Genomic DNA, 20508 nt, shown 5'->3' on the forward strand with positions numbered 1-20508 from the left:
GAAAAGGAGAAGCCTTGCCTTTAGAACCGGTAACTATATATAGAAGTTCTAATGAAAGATGGCCAGGTTGTCTGCCCTGTTAGTCACCTTGGGCTTTTCTTTACTCTACCCCCGAGCGCCGCGCCAACCCAGCCACCGCCAGTCCCATTAGAGCAATAAGTCCGAACGATACGCGCAGACTGGTAGCACCTGCTACCAGGCCAATAACGGGCGGCCCCAGCAGAAAACCCGCGAAGCCTACCGTGGAAACTGCCGCCAGCGCTACCCCCGGCGACATTGTTTTGGAGCGCCCCGCCGCCCCGTACACCAGTGGTACCACCGACGATACGCCCAGGCCCACCAGCATAAAACCCAGCGTGGCCGGAATAAGGCTCGGGAACCCCACCGCCAAGGCAAGCCCAATGGCTTCCAGCAAACCACTCAGTACTAAAGTGCGCCGGCGGCCAAACCGGTCGGTAAACCAGTCGGCCACAAAGCGGCCGGCGGCCATGGTGCTCATGAAGGCTGCAAAGCCTACCCCCACCAGGTCGTTGTCGGCCTGAATCACCTTGCGGAAGTATACCCCGCTCCAGTCGAACATGGTGCCCTCGCAGAGCAAAGAGCAGAAAGCCAGTACTCCTAGTAGGAGCAGTGATTTATCGGGCAGCACGAAGATGGGGGCGTCAGCTTCCCGTGGTGCATCGGCGGGCAGCAGGTAGGGCCGGGCTACCAGTACTCCTCCAATTACCACAGCAGCCATCAGCAGGAAGTGGGGCAGGGGTGCAATATGGTGGGCAATCATGAAGGAGCCGATGGCAGCTCCGGCAAAACCTGCTAGGCTCCAGAGCCCATGGAAGCTGGCCATAATAGACTTGCCATACAGGCCTTCTACGCCCACGGCCTGGGTATTAATGCTGATGTTGGCCATGTTGCTGGCCAGCCCAAACAATACCAAGGCCCCCAGTAGTAACGGCACAGAGGTTGCCAGCCCGAGCAGGGGTAAGAAGGAGGCGTACAGCAATAAGCCCAGCACCGTCAGCAGCCGGCTGCCGTAGCGCGCTACCAACCACCCCGACAACGGCAAGGAAGCCATAGAGCCCACAGGCACAGCCAGCAGCACTCCGCCCAATTCGGTATCAGAAAGACCAAGCTGCTGCTGCACCGTGGGGATGCGTGCCGCCCAGGTGGAAAAGCATAAACCCTGCAGCAGGAAGGAAACACCAACGGCTATCCGGTGCGTGCGCCTGGAGCGCAACTGCGGGGTAGAAAACGCTTGAGTCAGCATATAGAAGGGGAATAGGAAGATCAAAAAAACACCCATCAGCCCCTGGTTAAGGGCATGATGGGTGGGAGATGCGCAGCAGGATAGGAGCAAGAATGAGCACGGTGGGAAGCGTACCCAGAGCAAAGATCAGGAAAGTAGAAATACAATTTCCGGATGCCCGGTAGTACGCATACCCCCTGCTGATGTTGCTGCCGAGATATAGCCGCGCCGGTAGCCCGGCCCAGGCCAAGCCGGCTACTTGGTTGGGCGGGTATCTGTCTGGGCTTCCAACTGGTCCTGGGTGGCCAGGGGGAGCTTGCTGAGCAGGTCGAGGCCCGAGGCGGCTTCAATGGCATCCACACTCACGCGGTAGCGGCTCCAGTCGGGGCTCACCGACTGGTCGTTGGGCGTATCTACGGCCACGATGCGGGCCTGGCCGGCGGCAATGCGCTGGATGTCGTTAGTGCCTTCGGGCAGAATCACGAGCACCTTCCAGACGCGGGCCGGCACGGTTACGCGGCCCTGGTCGATGGTAGTCATTTTGCCGTTCTGGCCGGTGCCGCCCTTGCCGTAGCTGCCCATGATGACATAGACTTCCTGGCCCTGGCGCACCTGGTCGCGGGTCCACTCTTCCAGGCTGCTCCAGGTGCGCTGGTTGTTGTTGCCGGCCTGCGGAATCATGTTCGTCATCAGGAAGGTAGCCGAGTTGTCGTCGAGGTCAGTGGTGCGGTCGGCGGAGGGGCAGTTGTGGCCTTTGTCGAAGCCGGAGCCCGAGTAGGAGTTGCGCGTAACCTGGTAGAACTGGCGGGGTAGGGCGGGGTCGGGGCGGAAGTCATCCTGGCGCGGGGCTTCGCCCATCCAGGCCCGGCTCAGGTGCCAGCTCACCCAGGTAGGCGTGCCGCGCTGGGCGTTGTAGCCGATGGTGAACTGAGGTTTCACCAGCAGGTAGTTGGTGGGCGTGTTCACGTTGGCCGTCGCGCCGCTGGGGTTGCCCAGCGCCATGTTGTCGTCGCGCTGCCCGGCTTGCGGACTGCTGGCCACTGGGGCTGAACTGCCGGAGGGTTTGGGCGCTGGAGTGGGGGTAGGAGTGGTGGCAACGGAACCGCCCGAAGCGGCCGCGCCGCTGGCCATTTCCAGGGCAATATCATCAATGTTCAGCCGGCCCTTGCCCCCGTCGGTCTTCCTGATTTCCAGGCGTAGGCTACTAGCGGCCCCGCCCTGAAACGTGGTAGTCAGCAGGCGCGGGCCCTGCACCTTAACGGGCTGCCCAATACGGCGGAAGCTTCGGCCCCCATCCACACTGCCCCACAACTCCCAGGTACTAGCCGGGTCGTTGCCGTAGGCCGCGCTTTTGATACGGATGGTCTGCACGCCGCGGGGAGCGTCGAAGTTCATGCGCAGGCGGCCCTGGCCACGCAGACGGGCGGCGTGCTGGCCGTTTTTGTGGTCTTCATCCGAAGAGCCAATCAGTGCATCTTCGAAATGCCAGGAGCCCGTTGTCAGGGTTTCGTCGGCGGTGGCGTAGGCGCCTTTGTCGGCATCCTCAAAGGTTTCGGGGAAGCGACCGGCGCCCTGAACTATAGCAGCTGCGTCAGTTTCTAGCGGAATGGCGGGTGGTGCGTCGGCACCAGGGGCGGTGGTGGGGCGGGAGGTTTCGCGGGAGTTTTGCGAGCAGCCCAGGGCCGTAAGGCTGAGCAAGAGGCCGGAGAACAGGGGGAGAGAGAAGCGACGCATAAGAGAAAAGAAATCTGCCGGGCGAAGGTAGCAGAACTGGTACACTGCAAGAACGAGAAACAGCCGCCACTGCGGTTGGGCTAGGGCCCAAGCATTTCATGTGCCGGAATATAGAAATTGAAGCGTTTTGCTGAAGTATCAGATGGTGCTTGACCCTGGCAGGCGAGTACAGCGGGGCCCGGCACTTGGATGATTCTAATCAGGAAATTGCCCAAACGACAGCAGTTACGGCTCCCATTCCGCGCAGGAGTCTTATCCTTGCACGGGCCGCCTGCGTAGGCACTAGCTCCACTCTACCCCGAAAATGCCCGCTGCCGCCTAGGTGCAGTTGGCCTCTACCTCCGTTTCGGTATGACCAAAACCGTCTTTATTGCCTCCGCCGAGCCGTACAGCGGCAAATCTGTGCTGGCCCTGGGCCTGGTAAATCTGCTGCTGGGCCAGGCCCAACGGGTTGGCTACTTCAAGCCCATCATTGCCGGCGACCAGCCCCAGGACCCACACATTGCTACGGTGCTCAGCTACTTCAAGCTCCCGTTGGCTTACGAAGATACCTTTGCCTACACCCGTCCCGAAGCCCTGCGCCTGCTGGAAGCTGACGCCCAGGGCGAGCTGATTGACACTGTCATTCACAAGTACAAGCAGCTGGAAGAGCAGTACGATTTCACGGTAGTGGAGGGTAGTGACTTTGTAGGGCCCGGCGCGGCCTTTGAGTTCGATGCCAACGTTTCCATCGCCAAAAACCTGGGCGTGCCCGTGATTATGGTGGTTTCGGGCGAGGGCAAAACCACGGCCCAAGTAGTTAGCACCGTGCTGACCGTGCTGCGCAGCTTCGAGGCCCGCGAGGTGCAGGTGCTGGCCGCCGTGGCTAACCGCGTGCGGCCCGAGCAGGTAGATGACGTGCGGGAGCTGCTGCGCACCCAGCTGCCGGAGGAAGTGTTATTGGCTATCATTCCGGAAGATGTAAACTTGCTGCACCCCACCATGCGCGAGATTCACGAGGGGCTGGGGGGTAGGCTGCTGCTGGGCGAGGCGGAGCTGGGCAACCAAGTTGATAACTACGTGATTGGGGCCATGCAGCTGCCCAACTTCCTGAATTACCTCAAGGAAAACGTGCTGATTGTAACCCCCGGCGACCGGGGCGACATCATTATTGGGGCGCTGCAGGCCAACCTATCGGCCAGCTACCCCCGGGTGGCGGGCATTGTGCTGACGGCCGGCTCGGAGCCGGAGGAGCCGGTGCGCCGCCTGATTGAAGGCCTGCAGACGGTAGTGCCTATTTTGGCTGTGCCCACCGGCACCTTCGAGACGAGCACAAGGGTAGGAGCCATCAAGTCGCGCATCTCGCCCGACAACCCCCAGAAGATTCAGCTGGCCATTCAAACCTTTGAGCGCTACGTGGATGTGCGCGCCCTGCAGGAGCGCATGGTGAGCTACCAGCCCGAGGGCATCACGCCCCACATGTTCCAATACCGGCTGCTGCAGTGGGCCAAGCGGAAGCGCCAGCACATTGTGTTGCCCGAGGGCAACGACGACCGGATTCTGCGCGCCGCGGCCTTGCTCTTGCACCAGGATATCGTGGACCTGACCATTCTGGGCAACCCCCAGGAGGTAGCGGCGTCGGCTAAGCGGTTAGGCCTAAACCTGCCCGTAGGCGAGCATCTGCAGGTGCTGGATCCGGTAAACTCCGATTACTACCCCAGCTACGTGCAGGCGTTCTATGAGCTGCGCCGCAGCAAGGGCGTGAACGAGGACATGGCTCGGGATATGATGCGCGACGTGTCGTACTTCGGGAGCATGATGGTGCACCAGGGCCACGCCGATGGCATGGTGTCGGGGGCGGTGCATACCACCCAGCACACCATCCGGCCGGCCCTGCAGTTCATCAAAACCAAGCCCGGGGTGTCGGTGGTGTCGTCGGTGTTCTTTATGTGCCTCCCCGACCGCGTAGCCGTATTCGGCGACTGCGCCGTGAACCCCAACCCCACGGCCGAGCAGCTCGCGGAAATTGCCATTTCCTCGGCCGAGAGCAGCCAGGCCTTCGGCATTGAGCCCCGCATTGCCATGCTGTCTTACTCCTCCGGCACATCGGGGGCGGGGGCCGATGTAGAGAAGGTGCGCCAAGCCACGGAGTTGGTCCGCCAGTTGCGCCCCGACCTGAAAGTGGACGGCCCCATTCAGTACGATGCCGCCGTGGACCCCATTGTGGGCCGCCAGAAGCTGCCCGACTCAGAAGTGGCCGGCCAGGCCAGCGTGCTCATCTTCCCCGACCTGAACACCGGCAACAATACCTACAAAGCCGTACAGCGCGAAACCGGGGCCTTGGCCATCGGGCCGGTGCTGCAGGGGCTCAACAAACCCGTGAACGACCTCAGCCGCGGCTGCACCGTCGATGACGTGTATAACACGGTTGTCATCACGGCTATTCAAAGCCAGCAGGGGTAGGGAGCACGGCTTTGGGTAACGGAGGTGGCGGAAAATGCAGCTACCTCGTTTGCTTTGCTGTAGCTTGCCGCCTGATCGGAACTAGAAACACGTACAACCTTTCCCAAACAGAAACACCGCCCTTCCTTCACCACATGCCTTCAGGATTTTTTGCTTTACTAGATGATATTTCGGCGTTGGTAAAAGTCAGCGCTGCCAGCCTCGATGACGTGCCCACGCAGGTTGCCAAAACTACCAGCAAGGTTTCGGGCATTGTAATCGATGATACAGCGGTTACCCCCAAATACGTTGTGGGCCTGGACCCCTCCCGGGAGCTGTCCATTATCTACCAGATTGCCAAAAAGTCCCTGATCAACAAGCTCCTGATTCTGAGTCCGGCGGCTTTGGTGCTGGGATACTTTGCGCCCTGGGCCATTACCCCAATTCTGATGGTAGGCGGCGCGTATCTCTGCTTTGAGGGGTATGAAAAGGTGCATTCCATGTTCAGCAGCCACCCAGAGGTAGATGCTGAAAGTGAGCAGGTAAAGGCCATTACCCCGGAGGAACTGGAGCAAGAGCGGGTTGCCGGCGCCGTTAGAACCGATATTATTCTGTCGTCGGAAATTATGGCCATTGCCTACAGTCAGGTAACCGACCAACCGATTCTGAATCAAGTTTTGGTGATGCTGGCCGTAGCGGTTTTCATTACCGTGGCCGTGTATGGCTTTGTGGGCTTGCTGGTGAAAGCTGATGATATTGGCCTGCACCTGGCGGGAGAAAACTACGGCCCGACTACGCGCAAATTCGGGCGGGGTATCGTAAAATTTATGCCCCACTTCCTGCGGATTCTGAGCTACGTAGGCACGGCTGCTATGCTCTGGGTAGGGGCCGAAATCATTGCCCACGGCATTCCGTTTACTGCCCACTTACTGCACGATTTAGAACACGCGTTGGCCAATATGCCGGCAGTAGCCTGGCTGGCTAAGGTGCTGGCCTGCGGGGTAGGCGGACTTATTCTGGGCTTCTTTATTGATCTGATAGTAAGGCAGGTGAAGAAAGTATTGCCAAACAAAGCATAAGGCCTACACCGGCTGGCGCAAGCCCGTGAGCTTGGTTAGTGACCCGGTGCAGGGCTTGTTAAGGCTTCAGCTGCGGCTGCATAATGGACGGCGCTTATAACTGCGTCGTTCAGGGTGCAGCCGCAGCTATTTGATACCAACAGGGGGTAGGGAAGTATGTGTGGAGGCCTATTTCGTGGTAGTGACTACGAGGTTTCTGAAGTAGGCTTCTGTGCCGGAGCCAATCCAGAGGCCGATGCCGCCGTGCTGAGCTGGGCCATGCTTTAAATCCAGCACCAGTAAGGTAGGCTGGTCGGCCCCGTGCACATACAGCCGGGCAGTAGCATCCTGCACTATAATCTTCACCTTAGTCCATTTGCCTACCTCTAAGTCCACATAAGACTCATACTTTTCTGGGCTTTCCTTGCGGAGCTTCTCCCAGGGGTAGTCGGGGTAGGATATGTACTGCACGGAGTGGTTACGGCGCACTTGGTCTTCGGCCCGGCCGTTGGTGGGGCGCAGGTAAATGCACTCAAAGGCCGTGTTTTGCTCCGTAATGCGGAAGGCAATGCCTACAAAGCCTCGGGCCGTTGCTCCTGCCTTGCCAGAAGGTTTGCCGGCCAGCTCAACTTCAATGGTGCCGTTGTGAAAAGATGCGTCGGTAAGCCGTGCGTATTTAAGCTCCGAGGTAATGCCTTGGGCCGTATCAATGACCATAACGGCGGTTTTGCCCTGATAAATGACCTGCTTTAGCTGCACACGGATAGGCTGTAGCCCGTCGGTTTTGGCTAGGGGGTAGGCCTTCCGGGTGGTTTGCCCGAAAGCCGCGCAGCAGATTACCAGCAACTGAAAAGCGAGCAGAATACTTTTCATCGGAACGCTAATTGGCAATCAGTAAAGGAAAGCAGGTCCACCGGTTAAGCGCCACAGGTGCACAACAGCCGCCTCCTGAACCTATTGGGGCTCTGTGCCTTAAGTTGCATAATATACTGCTTTCTCTCGGTTAGGCAGAGCAAACAAGGGTAGGCGAGGTACCGTTCGCACTTCCCGATATTGGTTCGGAGAGCAGTTTATTCATGATAAAGAAGCCAGCAATGACGCGGGCGAAGTTTAGCAGCTCGCCATCATTAGGCACACACTCAAGGCATTGACGTGGTTGTTGATGGCTTTTCATGGCGTTGGGTACGAGCCGTGACGCTGTAGCGCACAAAGGTCAGCTAACCAATAAGGCGCTTCTTGAAGGGGTTGTAAGCGAAACAAGGGGTAGAAAACGAGTAGGATGGCTATGGAAGCGGGCTTCTGCGTAAAATAGTCGGGCCCGCAGCGGCTCAACTCAGGAATAACATGGGCTCTGCAAGCAAAGCCTTGTACTTTGGCGCCCAAATACTGCATACTCCCTCACAAAATAAACCTGCCTCAGCTGCTTAGCCTAACAGCGGAATAGCTGGCGGCTAGCGGGGCAAGCCACTTTGCATGAACATATTCGTCGTCAACTCCGGTAGCTCTTCTATTAAGTATCAGCTTTTTCGGTGGCCGGCCCAGCAACCGGTGTGCAGCGGGTTGGTGGAGCGCATCGGCTACCCTAATGCCACCATCACCCACAAAGTATTTACCACGGAAACGCCCCGGGAGACGCGCCGCACCCTGGCCCTGCCCGACCACGAAGCCGGCCTACGCGAGGTAGTAGCCCTGCTGACCGATGCGGAACAGGGTGTACTGCACGACCCCAGCGAGGTAGAGGTAGTAGGGCACCGGGTGGTACACGGCGGGGAAACCTTTGCGGCTACCACCGAAATAAGTCCCGAAGTGAAGGCCGAAATCAGGCGGCTGTTTGCCTTGGCTCCATTGCACAACCCGGCCAACCTGCTGGGCATTGAGGTGGCCGAGCGCATCTTTCCCCAGGCCCGCCAAGTAGCAGTATTCGACACGGCTTTCCACCAGACCCTGCCCGAGTATGCTTTTCGCTACGCTCTGCCTGAGCAGCTTTACACGGAGGAGCGCATCCGGGTGTATGGCTTCCATGGCACCAGCCACCAGTACGTAGCTCAACAGGCTGCCGCCCACCTGGGCCTGCCCGATGCCCGCCTTATTACTTTGCACTTGGGCAACGGCTGCAGTGCCGCCGCCGTGCGCGCGGGGCGCTGCCTCGATACCAGCATGGGCTTCGGTCCGCTGGCCGGCCTGGTGATGGGCACCCGCACCGGCGACCTGGACCCCTCCATTGTGCTCCACCTGATGGGGCAGCTGGGCTACTCGGCCGAGCAAATCAGCAACCTCGTAAACAAGGAAAGCGGCATGCTGGGCCTCACTGGCCTCAGTGATATGCGCGACATCACGAAAGCCCTGGAGCAAGGCGACATCCGCGCTGCCCTGGCCTACGACCTGTATGCCTACCGCATCCGCAAGTACGTTGGGTCCTACGCGGCCGTGCTGGGTGGGCTTGATGCGGTGGTGTTCACGGCCGGAGTAGGCGAAAACGATGCCTTGGTGCGTCAGAAAGCTTGCCAGGGGCTCGAGTTCCTGGGCATTGAGCTGGATGAGGCAGAAAACCAGCAGCGCCGCCCCGGCATTCGGGAAATCAGTCGGCCAGGCAGCCGCGTGAAGGTGCTGGTAGTGCCTACCAACGAGGAACTGGCCATTGCCAGCCAGTGCGCCGAACTGCTGACAAAGTAAGCCTTTAGCTTCCGGTAGCGGGCTGGTTTGCTGATGCTAACGAGCATCAGGACATGATCTGCAAACCCTTACAAGATCTGCGGTAGGTAAGCCTGCTACCCCAGGGTAGTGGAGCAACCCCAGCACCATGCCAGAGCCAACGCACCGACGGCCTGTTAATCAGTAGCTAAGCGCTGATTCAAACCATTCTGATTCCTTATTTCCTGCCCCCGTATGATGCACATGTCCTGGCTTAATAGCCAATTCAATACCTGGAAACTAGTGAGCGTTGCGCTGCTTTGGTGGGGCGTCAGCCTGCCAGCAGTTCAGGCGCAACAGGTAGCCCCAGTGGTGAAAACCAAGCAAGGCAAGGTTCAGGGCGTGCAGGAGGGTAGGCTGCGGGTATTCCGCGGGATTCCGTACGCGCAGCCGCCGGTGGGGCCGCTGCGGTTTCGGCCGCCCCAGCCCATCAAGCGTTACGGCAGCACTATTTCGGCCACGCAGTTCAGCAGCCGGGCCACGCAAACAGGCGGGCCCACGGGCGTGCAGGGCTCCGAAGATTGCCTGTACCTGAACGTGTGGGCGCCGGCCGTAGCCAAACGGCGGCCGGTAGTGGTATGGATGCACGGCGGGGCCTTTACCGGCGGCGCAGGGCAGGACAACGACTCCTGGACCTTTGCCGACCAGGATACGGTAGTGGCCGTGAGCATCAACTACCGCCTGGGCAGCCTGGGCTTTCTGCACCTCGGCAACCAGCTGGGGCCCGACTACGCCCAGGCTGGCAACTGCGGCCTGCTCGATGCCGTGGCGGCCCTGCGCTGGGTGCACCAAAACATTGCTGCCTTTGGCGGTGACCCTAAGCGGGTAACCATCATGGGCGAGTCGGCGGGGGCCAAGCTGGTGGGTGGCCTGCTGGTGACGCCCGCCGCCCAGGGCCTGTTTCAGCAGGCCATTCTGGAAAGCGGCGCCGTGCAGGCCGTCCGCGACACGGCTACGGCCGCCAGCGTGACCCGGCAGCTGCTGCAGGAACTGAAAACCACCGACGCCCGCGCCCTGCTCCGCCTACCCGCCGACTCGCTGGTGCGGGCCCAGGGCCGCTTCGCCAATGGGTCGGGGGGGCTGCAGGTGTTCGGGCCGGTGCTGGATGGGCGAACCATCACGGCCCCGCCGGCGGAGTATCTGCGCCAGGCGCGGCCGGTACGGGTGCTGCTAGGGTCTAATCTAATTGAAGCTCGCCTGTTTAGCGGACCTGGCTCAGTACTGCATCAGCCGAGTGAGGAGGCGTTGCGCCTCACCTTCGGCCCCGCCAATAGCCCGTTTGTGTGGCGGGCATACCAAAAGCAGCGCCGCCAGGAGCCCGACGAAGCCGCTTGGAACACCGTTCTGACCGATTACCTCTACCGCCTGTCCACCTACCGCCTAGCTAACCAGCTGGCGGCCCAGGGCACGCCTACCTGGCTTTACCGCTTCGATTACACCGATGCCCGCACCCAGCCTACGCATGCCCAGGAGCTAGCCTTCGTGTGGAATGCACCGGAGGGCAGCTCCTCCGCGGCCACGGCTGCCGCTACCCCCGGTGCCCCGAGCAAAGCCTCTAACCCCGCGCTGGCCACGGCCATGCACGCACACTGGGCCCGATTCATCAAAACCGGGCAGCCCGGCCCCAATTGGCCGCGCTACACCCCGGAGCGGCGCGAAGTCATGATTTTCAAAGCCAACAGCCAGCCGGAGCCCGTGTTGGCTCCCTATGAAGACCCGGCCTTCCCGGTGCAGGGCTACCGCCGGTAAACCTAGGGCTGTTGGTCTTATATGAAGGTCCGAAAAATGAATACAGACGAGAAAAAGAGGTCTAACAATTTATTATTGATACTAAGTGGGTTTCTGCTTACTAACGGACCTTCACGTATCTATTTTTCTTGGCACACATTCAGTTCATGCACGCTTTCTACAATCGTCTTGGTCAATTCTTGGTAAACGCAGGTCTAGAGAACAAAAATACTGTGCTAGGCTGTTCTGAAATTGAAATAGCTGCACAGGAGAAGGCCTATGGAGTGCAGTTTCCGCTTGCTTACCGGCTGTTTCTGCAGTGGTGCGGGCACACAACATTAAGGTCACTTGACCAGGATTTTAAGCTTGGGTCATTGGAAGGCTTCTGGGAATCTGCCCGTGACTTGCTGGCTGAAAACGAAGCCGCGTTAGAGCCCGGTGGCTTTGTATTCGGTGAATGGCAAGGCTACAGCTTCTTCTATTTCTTGCTTGGCTCCAATAACCCTCCTGTTAAGTTGTGCATCATTAAGTCTGACTCGGACCTCGGGCTGGAGTATATCGACTACGGACGCTTCACTGACTGGTTAATTAACCAAATTAAGCACCTAGTAAAGACTAGGCAGTCCATCAGAAAGATCAATGTGCATGTGCCATCTATTTGGGCTGAATTAGACCAAATAGCACAATTGGCCGAGCATGGTTAACGCACTGAAAGCAGTCAGTATGCAACCAATGCTTGGCTATGATTCATATTAGTAAGGCAGAGAAATAGCACTGAATTTCTGCTAGGCTATTTACCCGCGGGCTTGGGCGTGGCTTTGGCCTGCTTCATCTGGGCAGTGAGGGGTAGGCTCGACATGGCCAGGATGGCGTTGTCGTCGCTCCAGGAGGCGCAGGAGAGGGCCACCTGCCGGCCCTGCCACTTGCAGCTAAAGCCTTCCATCTTGCCCGGCCCATATACGTTCTGGAAGGTAGGCAGCACACGCTGGGCGTGTTCCGTGCCCTTCACGATGATGGTGACGGCGGCAAACTGGTCCCGGAAAAATTTGTAGTGAATGCGGGCGGCCGAGAACGAGCCCAGCCGCAAATCCTCATCGGTGCGCTCATAAATCTTCTCGTCGCCGCTGTCCTGCACCAGGCGCAGGTGTAGGGCCTCGGTGAGCGGAGCGCCGAAGCGCAGCCCCCGGAAGCCGTTGCTCTCATCCAGCCGCTGCACCGAGCCAGCCTGCTGAGCGCGCAAGGAGAGCGGGAGAAGGGCCAGCAAAGCCAGGCCGCCAAAGCGTTTCATAACAACGGGTAGAAAATAGGAATCGGCTGGCTTGCTGATGCAAAGCGCCCAGAGCCGCTAAGCAAACGTCAAGCCAGCCGAAATAGTACCACTGTTCAGTTGTACTTACTGCCCCTTAGCTGCGCAGGAAATCGGGGTACACTTGCAGGCACACGGGGGCCGTCATGGGTACGCTCACGCCGGTGGGGGTGAGGCGGCCGGTGCGGGCATCGGCGAAGTAGGTAACCACCGTATCGGACTGCTGGTGGGCTACTAACACTACCCGCCCGCTGGGGTCGAAAGTGAAGCTGCGCGGGGTTTTGCCGGGTAGCATTACGTGCTCTACCAGCGTGAGGCGGCCGCTGCCTGGGTCAATGGCGTACACCACCAGGCTGTTGTGCCCTCGGTTGGAGCCGTAGAGAAATTTGCCGTTGGGCGACACGTGCACGTCGGCGCAGGCGTTCCACTCGGTGAAGCCAGCGGGCAGGGTCGTCAGGGTCTGGATTTCCTGGAAAGTGCCCTTGCTAGCGTCGTAGGCCAGGGCCGTCATGGTGGAGTCCAGTTCGTTGATGAGGTAGGCCCAGGGCTTGCCGGGGTGGAAGGTGAGGATGCGCGGCCCCGCCCCGGGCTTGGTCTGGTGGGCAGGGGTAGGGAGGCGCTGCAGTTGGCCCCCGGAAGCCAGGGTGTAGCCGTACACGGTATCATTGCCCAAATCCACGGCAAAGCAGTATTTGCCGTACGGGTCAGGGAGTATGCAGTGGCCGCGCGGGTTCGTTTGGTTTTTGTGCGGACCGTGGCCCGTGTGCTGGTCCACCGAAGAAGCCGCCAGCAGCTTTCTGCCCTCGCCGAGGGGTAGGGCAGCCACCGTGCCATTGCCGTAGTTGGCCACCAGGGCGTGCCGGCCCTGTTTATCTAGGCTGATGTAGCACGGGATGGTGCCGCCCGATGCTTGTTGATTCAGCAACGTCAGGCCGCCGGTTTTGGGGTCGATAGCAAAGGCGCTGACGCCGCCGTTGGGCGTATTCTGATAATTGTCCACCTCATTCACGGCGTAGAGGATGCGGTGCTTAGCATCTACAGTCAGGAAGGAGGGGCTGGCCCCGCCTTTCGCTCCCGTAACCCGCGTCAGGGCCCCGGTGGCTGGCTCCAACCGATACAGCCAGATATTGTCTTGGTCGGCCGGGCCATAGGTGCCTACATACACCAAGTAACTGTTGGCAGCGGAGGAGCCCGAACCGGCCCGGGCGCAGGCCGCCAACAAGGCGCTGCCGGCTACCCCGGCGCTAAGGGTCAGAAGGAAGTTACGGCGGCTGCGGGTAGGCTGGGACATAGAGAAGGGTAGGGCGTTAGATAGGAAGAATGTAAAAATGGGATAAAATGTGGCATATCAATGCTTCCCGCAACGCCCGCCCTGTTTCTGCGTCCTTGTCCGCTACCTTAGCACTTGGACTACCCCTTCTCCTTGTATTTATGATGAATTCTTACCCTTCCCGGCTGGTGCTGGCGGCTGCTGTGGCGGGCCTGGCGGCCCTCGGTGCCTGCAACTCCGGCTCCAAGCCCACCTCCGGTACCCCCGAAACTGTTGATGCCGACTTCGACCGGTACAAGCAGCGCTTCATTGACTCCCTGTGGTACTACAACCCCGAGTGGGCCTCCTCGGCCGGCTACCACCGCTACGATTCGCTGCTGGTGATACCCACGGCGGGCCGCCGCCAGACGGAGGCCGCGGCCCTGGCGCGCCGCCGCAAGGAAATGGAAATCTTCAAGGTTGAGGATCTGTCGGTAAACAACCAGACCGACTACCGCCTGCTGCAGAACTACCTGGAGTCGGCGCGCTTCTACGCCGATACCCTACGCGACTGGCAGTGGAACCCGGCCGGCTACAACCTGGGCTCTTCGGTAGCCGAAATCCTGAACGGCCGCTACCACCCCCTCGACCGCCGCCTGCGGGCCATCAGCAGCAAAATCAGCCGCTCAGCCGACTATTACGAGGCTGCCAAGCAGAACATCCAGACGCCCACCCGCGAGCATACCAACCTGGCTATTCTGCAAACCCAGGGCGGGCTGGCCGTATTCGGGCCGGCTCTGCAAGATTCGGTGGCGAAGTCGGGGCTGACGGCCCAGGAGAAAAAGGACCTGCAGAGCCGCATTGCTACCACCCGCCTCGTGATGGAAGGCTACGTGCGCTTTCTGCAGCAGGAAGTACTACCGGCCGGCAAGTTCCGGAGTTTCCGCATCGGCAAGCCGCTGTTTGACCGCAAGTTCGCGCTGGATATCCAGTCTACGTACTCCGCCGACCAAGTGTACCAGAAGGCCCAGCAGCACCGCCAGGAGCTGCTCCAGGACATGGGCAAGCGTGCTGCTCGTCTCTGGCCCAAGTACTTCCCCGGCCAGACCGCGCCCACTGATTCGGTGGCCCTGATCAAGCAGGTCATCAGCAAGCTTTCGGAAAAGCACGCTACCCCCGCCGGCTTCGTGCAGGCCGTGAAAGACCAGATGCCTACCCTCGTGAAGTGGGTAGATGACCATAAGCTGCTCACCCAGGACCCGACCAAGCCCCTGGTAGTGCGCGAAACGCCCCTGTACATGCGCGGCAGTGGCGCCGGCGCCAGCATTTCGGCTCCCGGACCCTACGACAAAGCCGCCAACACGTACTACAACGTGGAGCCCCTCGACGGGCAGACAGCGGCCCAGGCCGAAAGCTACCTGCGCGAATACAACCAGTACACCCTCCAGATTCTTAACATCCACGAAGCCATTCCGGGCCACTATACCCAACTGGTGTATGCCAACCGCAGCCCCTCGCTGGTGAAATCCATCTTCGGCAACGGTGCTATGATTGAGGGCTGGGCCGTGTACACCGAGCGCATGATGCTGGAAAGCGGCTACGGGGGTAACACCGACGAAATCTGGCTGATGTGGGACAAGTGGAATATGCGCGTGACCCTGAACGCCATCCTCGACCACGATGTGCAGGCGGGCAACATCACGGAGCCGCAGGCCGTGGCCCTGCTCCAGCGCGACGGGTTTCAGGAGGAAGCCGAGGCCCGCAACAAGTGGCGCCGCGCTACCTTGAGCCAGGTGCAGCTCAGCAGCTACTTCACTGGCTCCACCGAAATTTATGATTTGCGCCAGGAGTTGAAAAAGCAGCAGGGCAAGAGCTTTGATCTGAAAGCCTTCCACGAGCAGTTCCTTAGCTACGGCAGCGCCCCCGTGAAGTACATCCGCCAGATGATGGTGAAGAGCAGCTAACCAATCAGAAGCTCAGCCGTAGAGAATGAAGATCCGACCCAAAAAGGAATTTTTCGGGTCGGATTTTTTGTCTGCCGGAAAACCTGTGCGGATCGTACCTGGTTTGTACCCTCCTCTGGCACCTTTTCCCTACTGCATGAAAGTTATTGATACCAACGACCAGGGCCTGCGCACCCTCATTCACGACTACCCTCGGGTGCTGGCTAAATTCACTTCTGAGAACTGCGCCGTGTGCGACCTGCTGGCCCCGCCATTCGAGCGGTATGCTACCGAGCCGCAATTTCAGAAAACGGTTTTTCTGCGCCTCGATGCCGACGAAAACCCCGTGGCCCGCAAAATGATGGACACCAAAGTGGCGCCTTTCTTTGTGGCTTACTGCCGGGGCCGCCTGGTAGAGTGCGATACGCTGCGAACCGAGGAAGAAGTGCTGCAGATGCTCAACAACCTGCAAACCTGCCCCGAGGAAGCGGTGGTTGCTTAGTAGCCTAGCCTGCGGCAGGCTACATTAGTTTTCTTCTTTTCGACAGGGAAAAAGCGGTCAGGAGTGCCTGGCCGCTTTTTTGCGGTATAAGCAAGAGGTCGGGGTTGGGTTTGATCGGTAGAGTGGGGGTAGGAATTGAGTTGTATGAGCGTGGTGGGCGTAGCTTTGCGCTATGTTTTTTGTCTTATCTAAACTGCTGGATTTTATCCTGTCGCCCACGCTGTGGCTGGTGGGGCTGTTGGTACTGGCCTTGCTACTGCGCAAGTCGCGCTGGGGGCACCGGCTAAAGGTGGCGGCGCTGGTTCTGGCGCTGGTGCTCACCAACGGGGCTTTGGTAAACGAAGCGCTGCTGGCTTGGGAAGTACCGCCGGTAACCCTCAGGGAGTTGGGCCGCCACGATGCCGGGGTGCTGCTGACGGGCATCACTAACGGCCGCAAGTCGCCGCACGACCGGGTGTACGTGGAGCAGGGCGCCGACCGGTTGCTGCACACGCTGTGGCTGTACCGCGCAGGTTATATCCGCAAGATCATCGTATCCGGGGGCTCCGGGGCGCTGGGGGGAGCCAAAACCCGCACGGAGGCAGAGGAACTGGGTATTCTGCTGCGGCTGGCCGGCGTGCCCCGCCAAGATATTCTGCTGGAAACCCGCAGCCGCAACACTCGCGAAAACGCCCTCAACACCAAGAGCCTGCTGGCCCAACATCCCGAAATTAAGTCTATCGTCCTGATTACCTCTGCCTTTCATGAGCGCCGGGCCTTAGGCTGCTTCCGGGGGGTAGGGCTACAGCCATCTGTTTTTCCAGCCTCTTTCTATTCCTCCGACCGGCAGCCTACCCTTACCTACTGGCTGATTCCCAGCGACGAAGCCCCGCGCCTCTGGGGTATTTTGGTGCATGAGGTGGCAGGGTACGTGGTGTACCGAGTGCGCGGCTACCTGGCGTAAGGAGGGTAGCGGAGTAGCAGATCTGAGTACTTCCTAAAGTGGCTGCCGTTAGGGGTTGCTGCTAGGGCCAAACCGCTCAGTCCGGATGTTTTCTGGCGGCACACCTTGGGCAGCCAGGCCCGTGGCGGCAGCTTCAACCAGCCCGTTTGGCCCGCAGATAAAGCATTGGGGCGAGGTAGGAAATCGGCGTAGTACTTCGGTCAGTAGGGCCGCATCAAGGCGACGTTGGTAGCCGGTCCAGCCGGTGGGTGCTTGGCGGGTGAAGGTGAGCAGCAGGGTAAACGTAGAATCAGTGGCGGCCATGGCCTGCAGCTCCTGTCCGTAAATAACGTCCTCCGGCGTCCGGACGCTGTAAAGCAGCACAGTGGGATTTGGCACGCTGGCTTGCTGGCGGTGGCGTAGCATGGCCATGAGCGGTACTACCCCCGAGCCACCGGCCACTAGCAGGAGTGGGCCGGCCTGGCGCGTGGCTTCCCACACGAAATACCCACCAATAGGCCCGCGCACCTCCAGCTGGTCGCCGGCTTGCACGCCCTCGAAGAGGTAGCCTGAAACTTCGCCTTCCTCAATCAACTCAATAGTGAGGGCAATCTGGCCGGTTTGCTCGGGCGGGGAGGCAATGGAGTAGCTGCGCTGTGCCTGGTAGCCGTCGGGGGCGGTAAGGCGGAGCGTGTAGTGCTGGCCGGCGCGGTGGGGTTGCCAATGAGGCAGGCGCAGCACGAACGTTTTCACGCGGGGCGTTTCCGGCAGCACAGCTTCTACGGTGGCTACCTGCCATTCTAAGCGGCTCATCGGGTGCCGGCGGCCAGGTCCTCGTCATCGTCGAGGTAGCGCTGCTCCTTCCACGGGTCGCCGTACATGCTGTAGCCGGCCCGCTCCCAAAAGCCAGGAGCATCCTCGGCCAGCAACTCCAGGCGTTGGACCCACTTGGCACTTTTCCAGAAGTATAGGTGGGGCACTACTAGTCGGGCCGGACCGCCGTGGTCGGCTGCCAGGGGCTTACCATCGTACTCCAGCCCTATAAATGCCTTACCGCCAGTCAGGTCGGCTAGGGGGAGGTTGGTGGTGTAGCCGCCGTAGCAGTGGGCCATTACGTAGCGGGCCTCGGGGGTAGGACCCGCGAGGGCCAGTAGCGCATCCAGACTCACGCCGCGCCACTGGGTGCCAAACTTCGACCACTGGGTTACGCAGTGAATATCTACGGTGAAATCTTGCTGGGGAAGGGCGTTAAACTCGGTCCAGCTCCATTGTTGCGGATTCGTCACCAGCCCATCGAGCCCGAAGGACCACTTGGTGGTGCCGATGCGGGGCGTGGGCCCGGCGCTGAGCACCGGAAAATCCTGGGTTTCGTATTGGCCGGGGGGTAGTACATGCTGGCTGGCGGGCCGCTTGCGCTGAAAACCCCGATTGAAAAAGGAGTTCTGCATAAGGAAAGGGGGGAGGGAAAACGGAAGTCCGGACCGTGGGTTCAGGCTACTGGGTCACAGCCTGCTCCGTCAGCCACTGTTCAAACTCCGTGGCCACAATGCGCTGACCCGTAATGCCGGTGCTGGCATCGGAAGCTAGAAATACGATGGGCCGGGCCATGATATCGGGCGGGAGCAGGTCAACGCGGCCGGCAAGGGCCGCGCGCTGCTCCTCGGGTATCATGCCGGTTTCGGTGGCCCCACCGGGAAGCAGCATGTTCACATCAATGTGGTGTTCGCGCAGGTCCTCGGCCATAATCAGCGACAAAGACTCCGCCCCGGCCCTCGATGGTCCGTAAGGAATGAAGCCCTTGCGCCGCATGGTATCGTGGTTCATGGAGATGTTCACGATTTTACCATGGCCCTGCGCTACAAATAGCGGCGCAAATGCCTTAGCTACCAGGAAGTACCCCGTCAGGTTGGTGTCGAGCAGGTCGCGGAAACCGGTGGCGCTAACCTCATAAAAAGGCTGAGGCGAGGTCATGAAATCGGGGTTGACGGTGCGCATCCCGATGCCAGCGTTATTAACCAGCAAATCCAGGGAGCCCCACTGGGTGCGCACCCACTCCACGGTAGCGGCAATGGATTCTTCGTCGCGCACATCAAGGACGCGGGCCTGTACGCGGCCGCTCAGCGCACCCAGGCGCGAAAGGGCGTCGTCGAGGCTGGAGCGGCTGCGGGCCGTGATAAGTACGGTGGCACCGGCCTGGGCCAGGGCTTGCGCCATGGCAAAGCCCAGCCCGCTGGAAGCGCCCGTAATGACTGCTTTTTTGTCGGTCAGTTGTCTGTTTTCCATGCAGAAAGTAAGGTAGATAGAGCCTACACCGAGAAACATACGGCGTGGCCCCGACGACCAGATGCAACACACGCTAAACCTTTAGCGCCCCGGCTTGGTTTTCTAGCCTTCGTTCCCAAGGAGTGCAATTCAAGCCGATGGGTTGCTTCCGGAACCAAGGGTAGCAAATGCATAAAGCTTGCTATCAGAACTTTACTTTTCGTCGATATGACTACCGCCCCGCTTGCTTCTCTCACATTGTCGGTGCTGGATCTGGCCCCCATTCTGGCCGGTTACACCCCCGCCGATACCTTCCGCAATACCGTGGATCTGGCTCGCCACGCCGAACAGTGGGGCTACCAGCGCTACTGGCTGGCCGAGCACCACAACATGGCCAGCATTGCCTCGTCGGCCACGTCCATCCTGATAGGGCACGTAGCGGGCGGAACTTCTACTATTCGGGTGGGCTCGGGCGGCATCATGCTGCCCAACCACGCCCCGCTGGTTATTGCCGAGCAGTTTGGTACCCTGGCCACGCTCTACCCCGGCCGTATCGACCTGGGCCTGGGCCGCGCCCCCGGCACCGATCAGCTCACGGCCATGGCCCTGCGCCGCGACCAGCACACGGCCGCCAACGACTTCCCGCAGAACGTGCAGGAGCTGCAAACCTACCTTTCAGCCGAAAACCGGGGTAGCCGGGTGCGGGCCGTGCCGGGCGAGGGGCTCGATATTCCGATCTGGCTGCTGGGTTCCAGCACCTATAGCGCCCAGCTGGCGGCCCTGCTGGGCTTGCCGTTCGCCTTCGCCAGCCACTTCGCGCCTACCTATCTGCACGAGGCCCTGAACCTGTACCGCAACAACTTCCGACCTTCGGCGCAGCTTTCAGAGCCGTATTCCATGGCCTGCATCAACGTCATTGCGGCCGATACGGACGAGGAAGCCGAGCGCCTGGCTACCTCGTTCTATGTGTTTGCCCTGGGCATCATTCGGGGTACCACGCTGCCCCTGCAACCGCCGCTGGAGAGCATGGACGGCTACTGGACTGATTACGAAGAAGCCGCCGTGCGCCAGATGATGACCTACGTGTTCATTGGTGGCCCCGAAACCATTGCCCGCAAGCTGGACCAATTTGTGGCGAAAACGCAAGTGAAGGAAGTAATGGTGGTGTCGCACATCTATGAGCACGCTGCCCGCCTGCGGTCCTACGAAATCCTGGCCGAACTGAAAGGCACTGCCCAGAACGCCGTGAAACTGGAGGTGGTACCTAATCAGGTGTAGCAACAGGCATTGGCGTATAAGCCCGTCATTCCGAGCGGAGCCGAGGAATCTCGCATGTTGAGGTTGTGGTGGTAATCATATGTCAGCACGCGAGATGTCTCGACCAACTCGACATGACGTTCTCATTTCAGCGGAAGTCTTTTCACGCAGCATAAAACAACATCAGCAAAA

Annotated in this window: 17 protein-coding genes; 9 read left to right on the forward strand and 8 right to left on the reverse strand. The window is 60.0% G+C overall.

The genetic code is table 11. From position 1 onward, the window contains the following. Positions 1-100: 100 nt before the first annotated feature. Positions 101-1264: an MFS transporter gene (locus tag DNI29_RS08035; protein ID WP_110977782.1), complete on the reverse strand. Its 1164-nt coding sequence runs from the start codon at positions 1262-1264 to the stop codon at positions 101-103. 234 nt (positions 1265-1498) lie between these two features. Further along, complete coding sequence (locus tag DNI29_RS24905) at positions 1499-2977, reverse strand: DNA/RNA non-specific endonuclease (protein WP_110977568.1); 1479 nt, start codon at positions 2975-2977, stop codon at positions 1499-1501. 351 nt (positions 2978-3328) lie between these two features. Between DNI29_RS24905 and pta the strand changes: the two genes are divergently transcribed. Together pta and DNI29_RS08050 are read left to right on the forward strand one after the other, a co-directional pair. Further along, a complete protein-coding gene (gene pta, locus DNI29_RS08045) occupies positions 3329-5419 on the forward strand; it encodes a phosphate acetyltransferase (protein WP_110977569.1) in 2091 nt (696 codons plus the stop codon). A 134-nt stretch (positions 5420-5553) separates the two neighbouring features. After that, entirely contained in the window at positions 5554-6477 is a 924-nt protein-coding gene (locus tag DNI29_RS08050) for a DUF808 domain-containing protein (protein WP_110977570.1), read from the forward strand. 168 nt (positions 6478-6645) lie between these two features. Here DNI29_RS08050 and DNI29_RS08055 read toward each other — a convergent pair whose 3' ends face one another. After that, complete coding sequence (locus tag DNI29_RS08055) at positions 6646-7329, reverse strand: LamG domain-containing protein (protein WP_110977571.1); 684 nt, start codon at positions 7327-7329, stop codon at positions 6646-6648. Between the two features lie 600 nt (positions 7330-7929). On the opposite strand from DNI29_RS08055, the gene DNI29_RS08060 reads away from it, so the two are divergent. The 3 genes from DNI29_RS08060 to DNI29_RS08070 all read left to right on the forward strand — a co-directional run bounded on the left by DNI29_RS08060 (position 7930) and on the right by DNI29_RS08070 (position 11579). Further along, the gene (locus DNI29_RS08060) at positions 7930-9129 is read left to right on the forward strand and encodes an acetate/propionate family kinase (RefSeq protein WP_110977572.1); all 1200 of its coding nucleotides are present in this window, start codon (positions 7930-7932) and stop codon (positions 9127-9129) included. Between the two features lie 213 nt (positions 9130-9342). Next, positions 9343-10896 carry a carboxylesterase/lipase family protein gene (locus DNI29_RS08065; RefSeq protein WP_110977573.1) on the forward strand — a complete coding sequence of 518 codons (1554 nt, stop codon included), beginning with the start codon at positions 9343-9345 and terminating at the stop codon, positions 10894-10896. Positions 10897-11024: 128 nt separating this feature from the next. After that, complete coding sequence (locus DNI29_RS08070) at positions 11025-11579, forward strand: SMI1/KNR4 family protein (protein WP_123823119.1); 555 nt, start codon at positions 11025-11027, stop codon at positions 11577-11579. A gap of 86 nt (positions 11580-11665) precedes the next feature. Here DNI29_RS08070 and DNI29_RS08075 read toward each other — a convergent pair whose 3' ends face one another. Together DNI29_RS08075 and DNI29_RS08080 are read right to left on the reverse strand one after the other, a co-directional pair. Further along, positions 11666-12163, reverse strand: coding sequence for a hypothetical protein (locus DNI29_RS08075; protein WP_110977575.1), 498 nt, complete (start codon positions 12161-12163; stop codon positions 11666-11668). Positions 12164-12278: 115 nt separating this feature from the next. Then, positions 12279-13472 carry a lactonase family protein gene (locus tag DNI29_RS08080; protein WP_110977576.1) on the reverse strand — a complete coding sequence of 398 codons (1194 nt, stop codon included), beginning with the start codon at positions 13470-13472 and terminating at the stop codon, positions 12279-12281. 140 nt (positions 13473-13612) lie between these two features. On the opposite strand from DNI29_RS08080, the gene DNI29_RS08085 reads away from it, so the two are divergent. From DNI29_RS08085 to DNI29_RS08095, 3 genes are all read left to right on the forward strand, one after another. Further along, entirely contained in the window at positions 13613-15394 is a 1782-nt protein-coding gene (locus DNI29_RS08085) for a DUF885 domain-containing protein (RefSeq protein WP_110977577.1), read from the forward strand. Positions 15395-15530: 136 nt separating this feature from the next. Continuing rightward, positions 15531-15875, forward strand: a complete 345-nt coding sequence (locus tag DNI29_RS08090; protein ID WP_162303551.1) for a thioredoxin family protein — start codon at positions 15531-15533, stop codon at positions 15873-15875. 172 nt (positions 15876-16047) lie between these two features. Beyond that, on the forward strand, positions 16048-16818 hold the full coding sequence (locus DNI29_RS08095) for a YdcF family protein (RefSeq protein ID WP_110977579.1): 771 nt from the start codon (positions 16048-16050) through the stop codon (positions 16816-16818). 48 nt (positions 16819-16866) lie between these two features. Here DNI29_RS08095 and DNI29_RS08100 read toward each other — a convergent pair whose 3' ends face one another. Genes DNI29_RS08100 through DNI29_RS08110 form a run of 3 tightly spaced genes read right to left on the reverse strand, consistent with a single transcriptional unit; the run spans position 16867 to position 19080 of the window. Continuing rightward, positions 16867-17610 (reverse strand): ferredoxin reductase, encoded by a 744-nt coding sequence (locus DNI29_RS08100; RefSeq protein ID WP_110977580.1) that lies wholly within the window; start codon positions 17608-17610, stop codon positions 16867-16869. Further along, positions 17607-18245 (reverse strand): sulfite oxidase-like oxidoreductase, encoded by a 639-nt coding sequence (locus DNI29_RS08105; protein ID WP_110977581.1) that lies wholly within the window; start codon positions 18243-18245, stop codon positions 17607-17609. The genes DNI29_RS08100 and DNI29_RS08105 overlap by 4 nt, the downstream gene beginning before the upstream one ends. A 46-nt stretch (positions 18246-18291) precedes the next feature. Beyond that, positions 18292-19080, reverse strand: coding sequence for an SDR family NAD(P)-dependent oxidoreductase (locus DNI29_RS08110; RefSeq protein WP_110977783.1), 789 nt, complete (start codon positions 19078-19080; stop codon positions 18292-18294). A 207-nt stretch (positions 19081-19287) separates the two neighbouring features. Between DNI29_RS08110 and DNI29_RS08115 the strand changes: the two genes are divergently transcribed. Beyond that, positions 19288-20337 carry an LLM class flavin-dependent oxidoreductase gene (locus tag DNI29_RS08115; protein ID WP_110977582.1) on the forward strand — a complete coding sequence of 350 codons (1050 nt, stop codon included), beginning with the start codon at positions 19288-19290 and terminating at the stop codon, positions 20335-20337. Positions 20338-20508: the final 171 nt, after the last annotated feature.

The sequence above is a fragment of the Hymenobacter sediminis genome (assembly GCF_003231285.1).
GTDB classification, from domain to species: domain Bacteria; phylum Bacteroidota; class Bacteroidia; order Cytophagales; family Hymenobacteraceae; genus Hymenobacter; species Hymenobacter sediminis.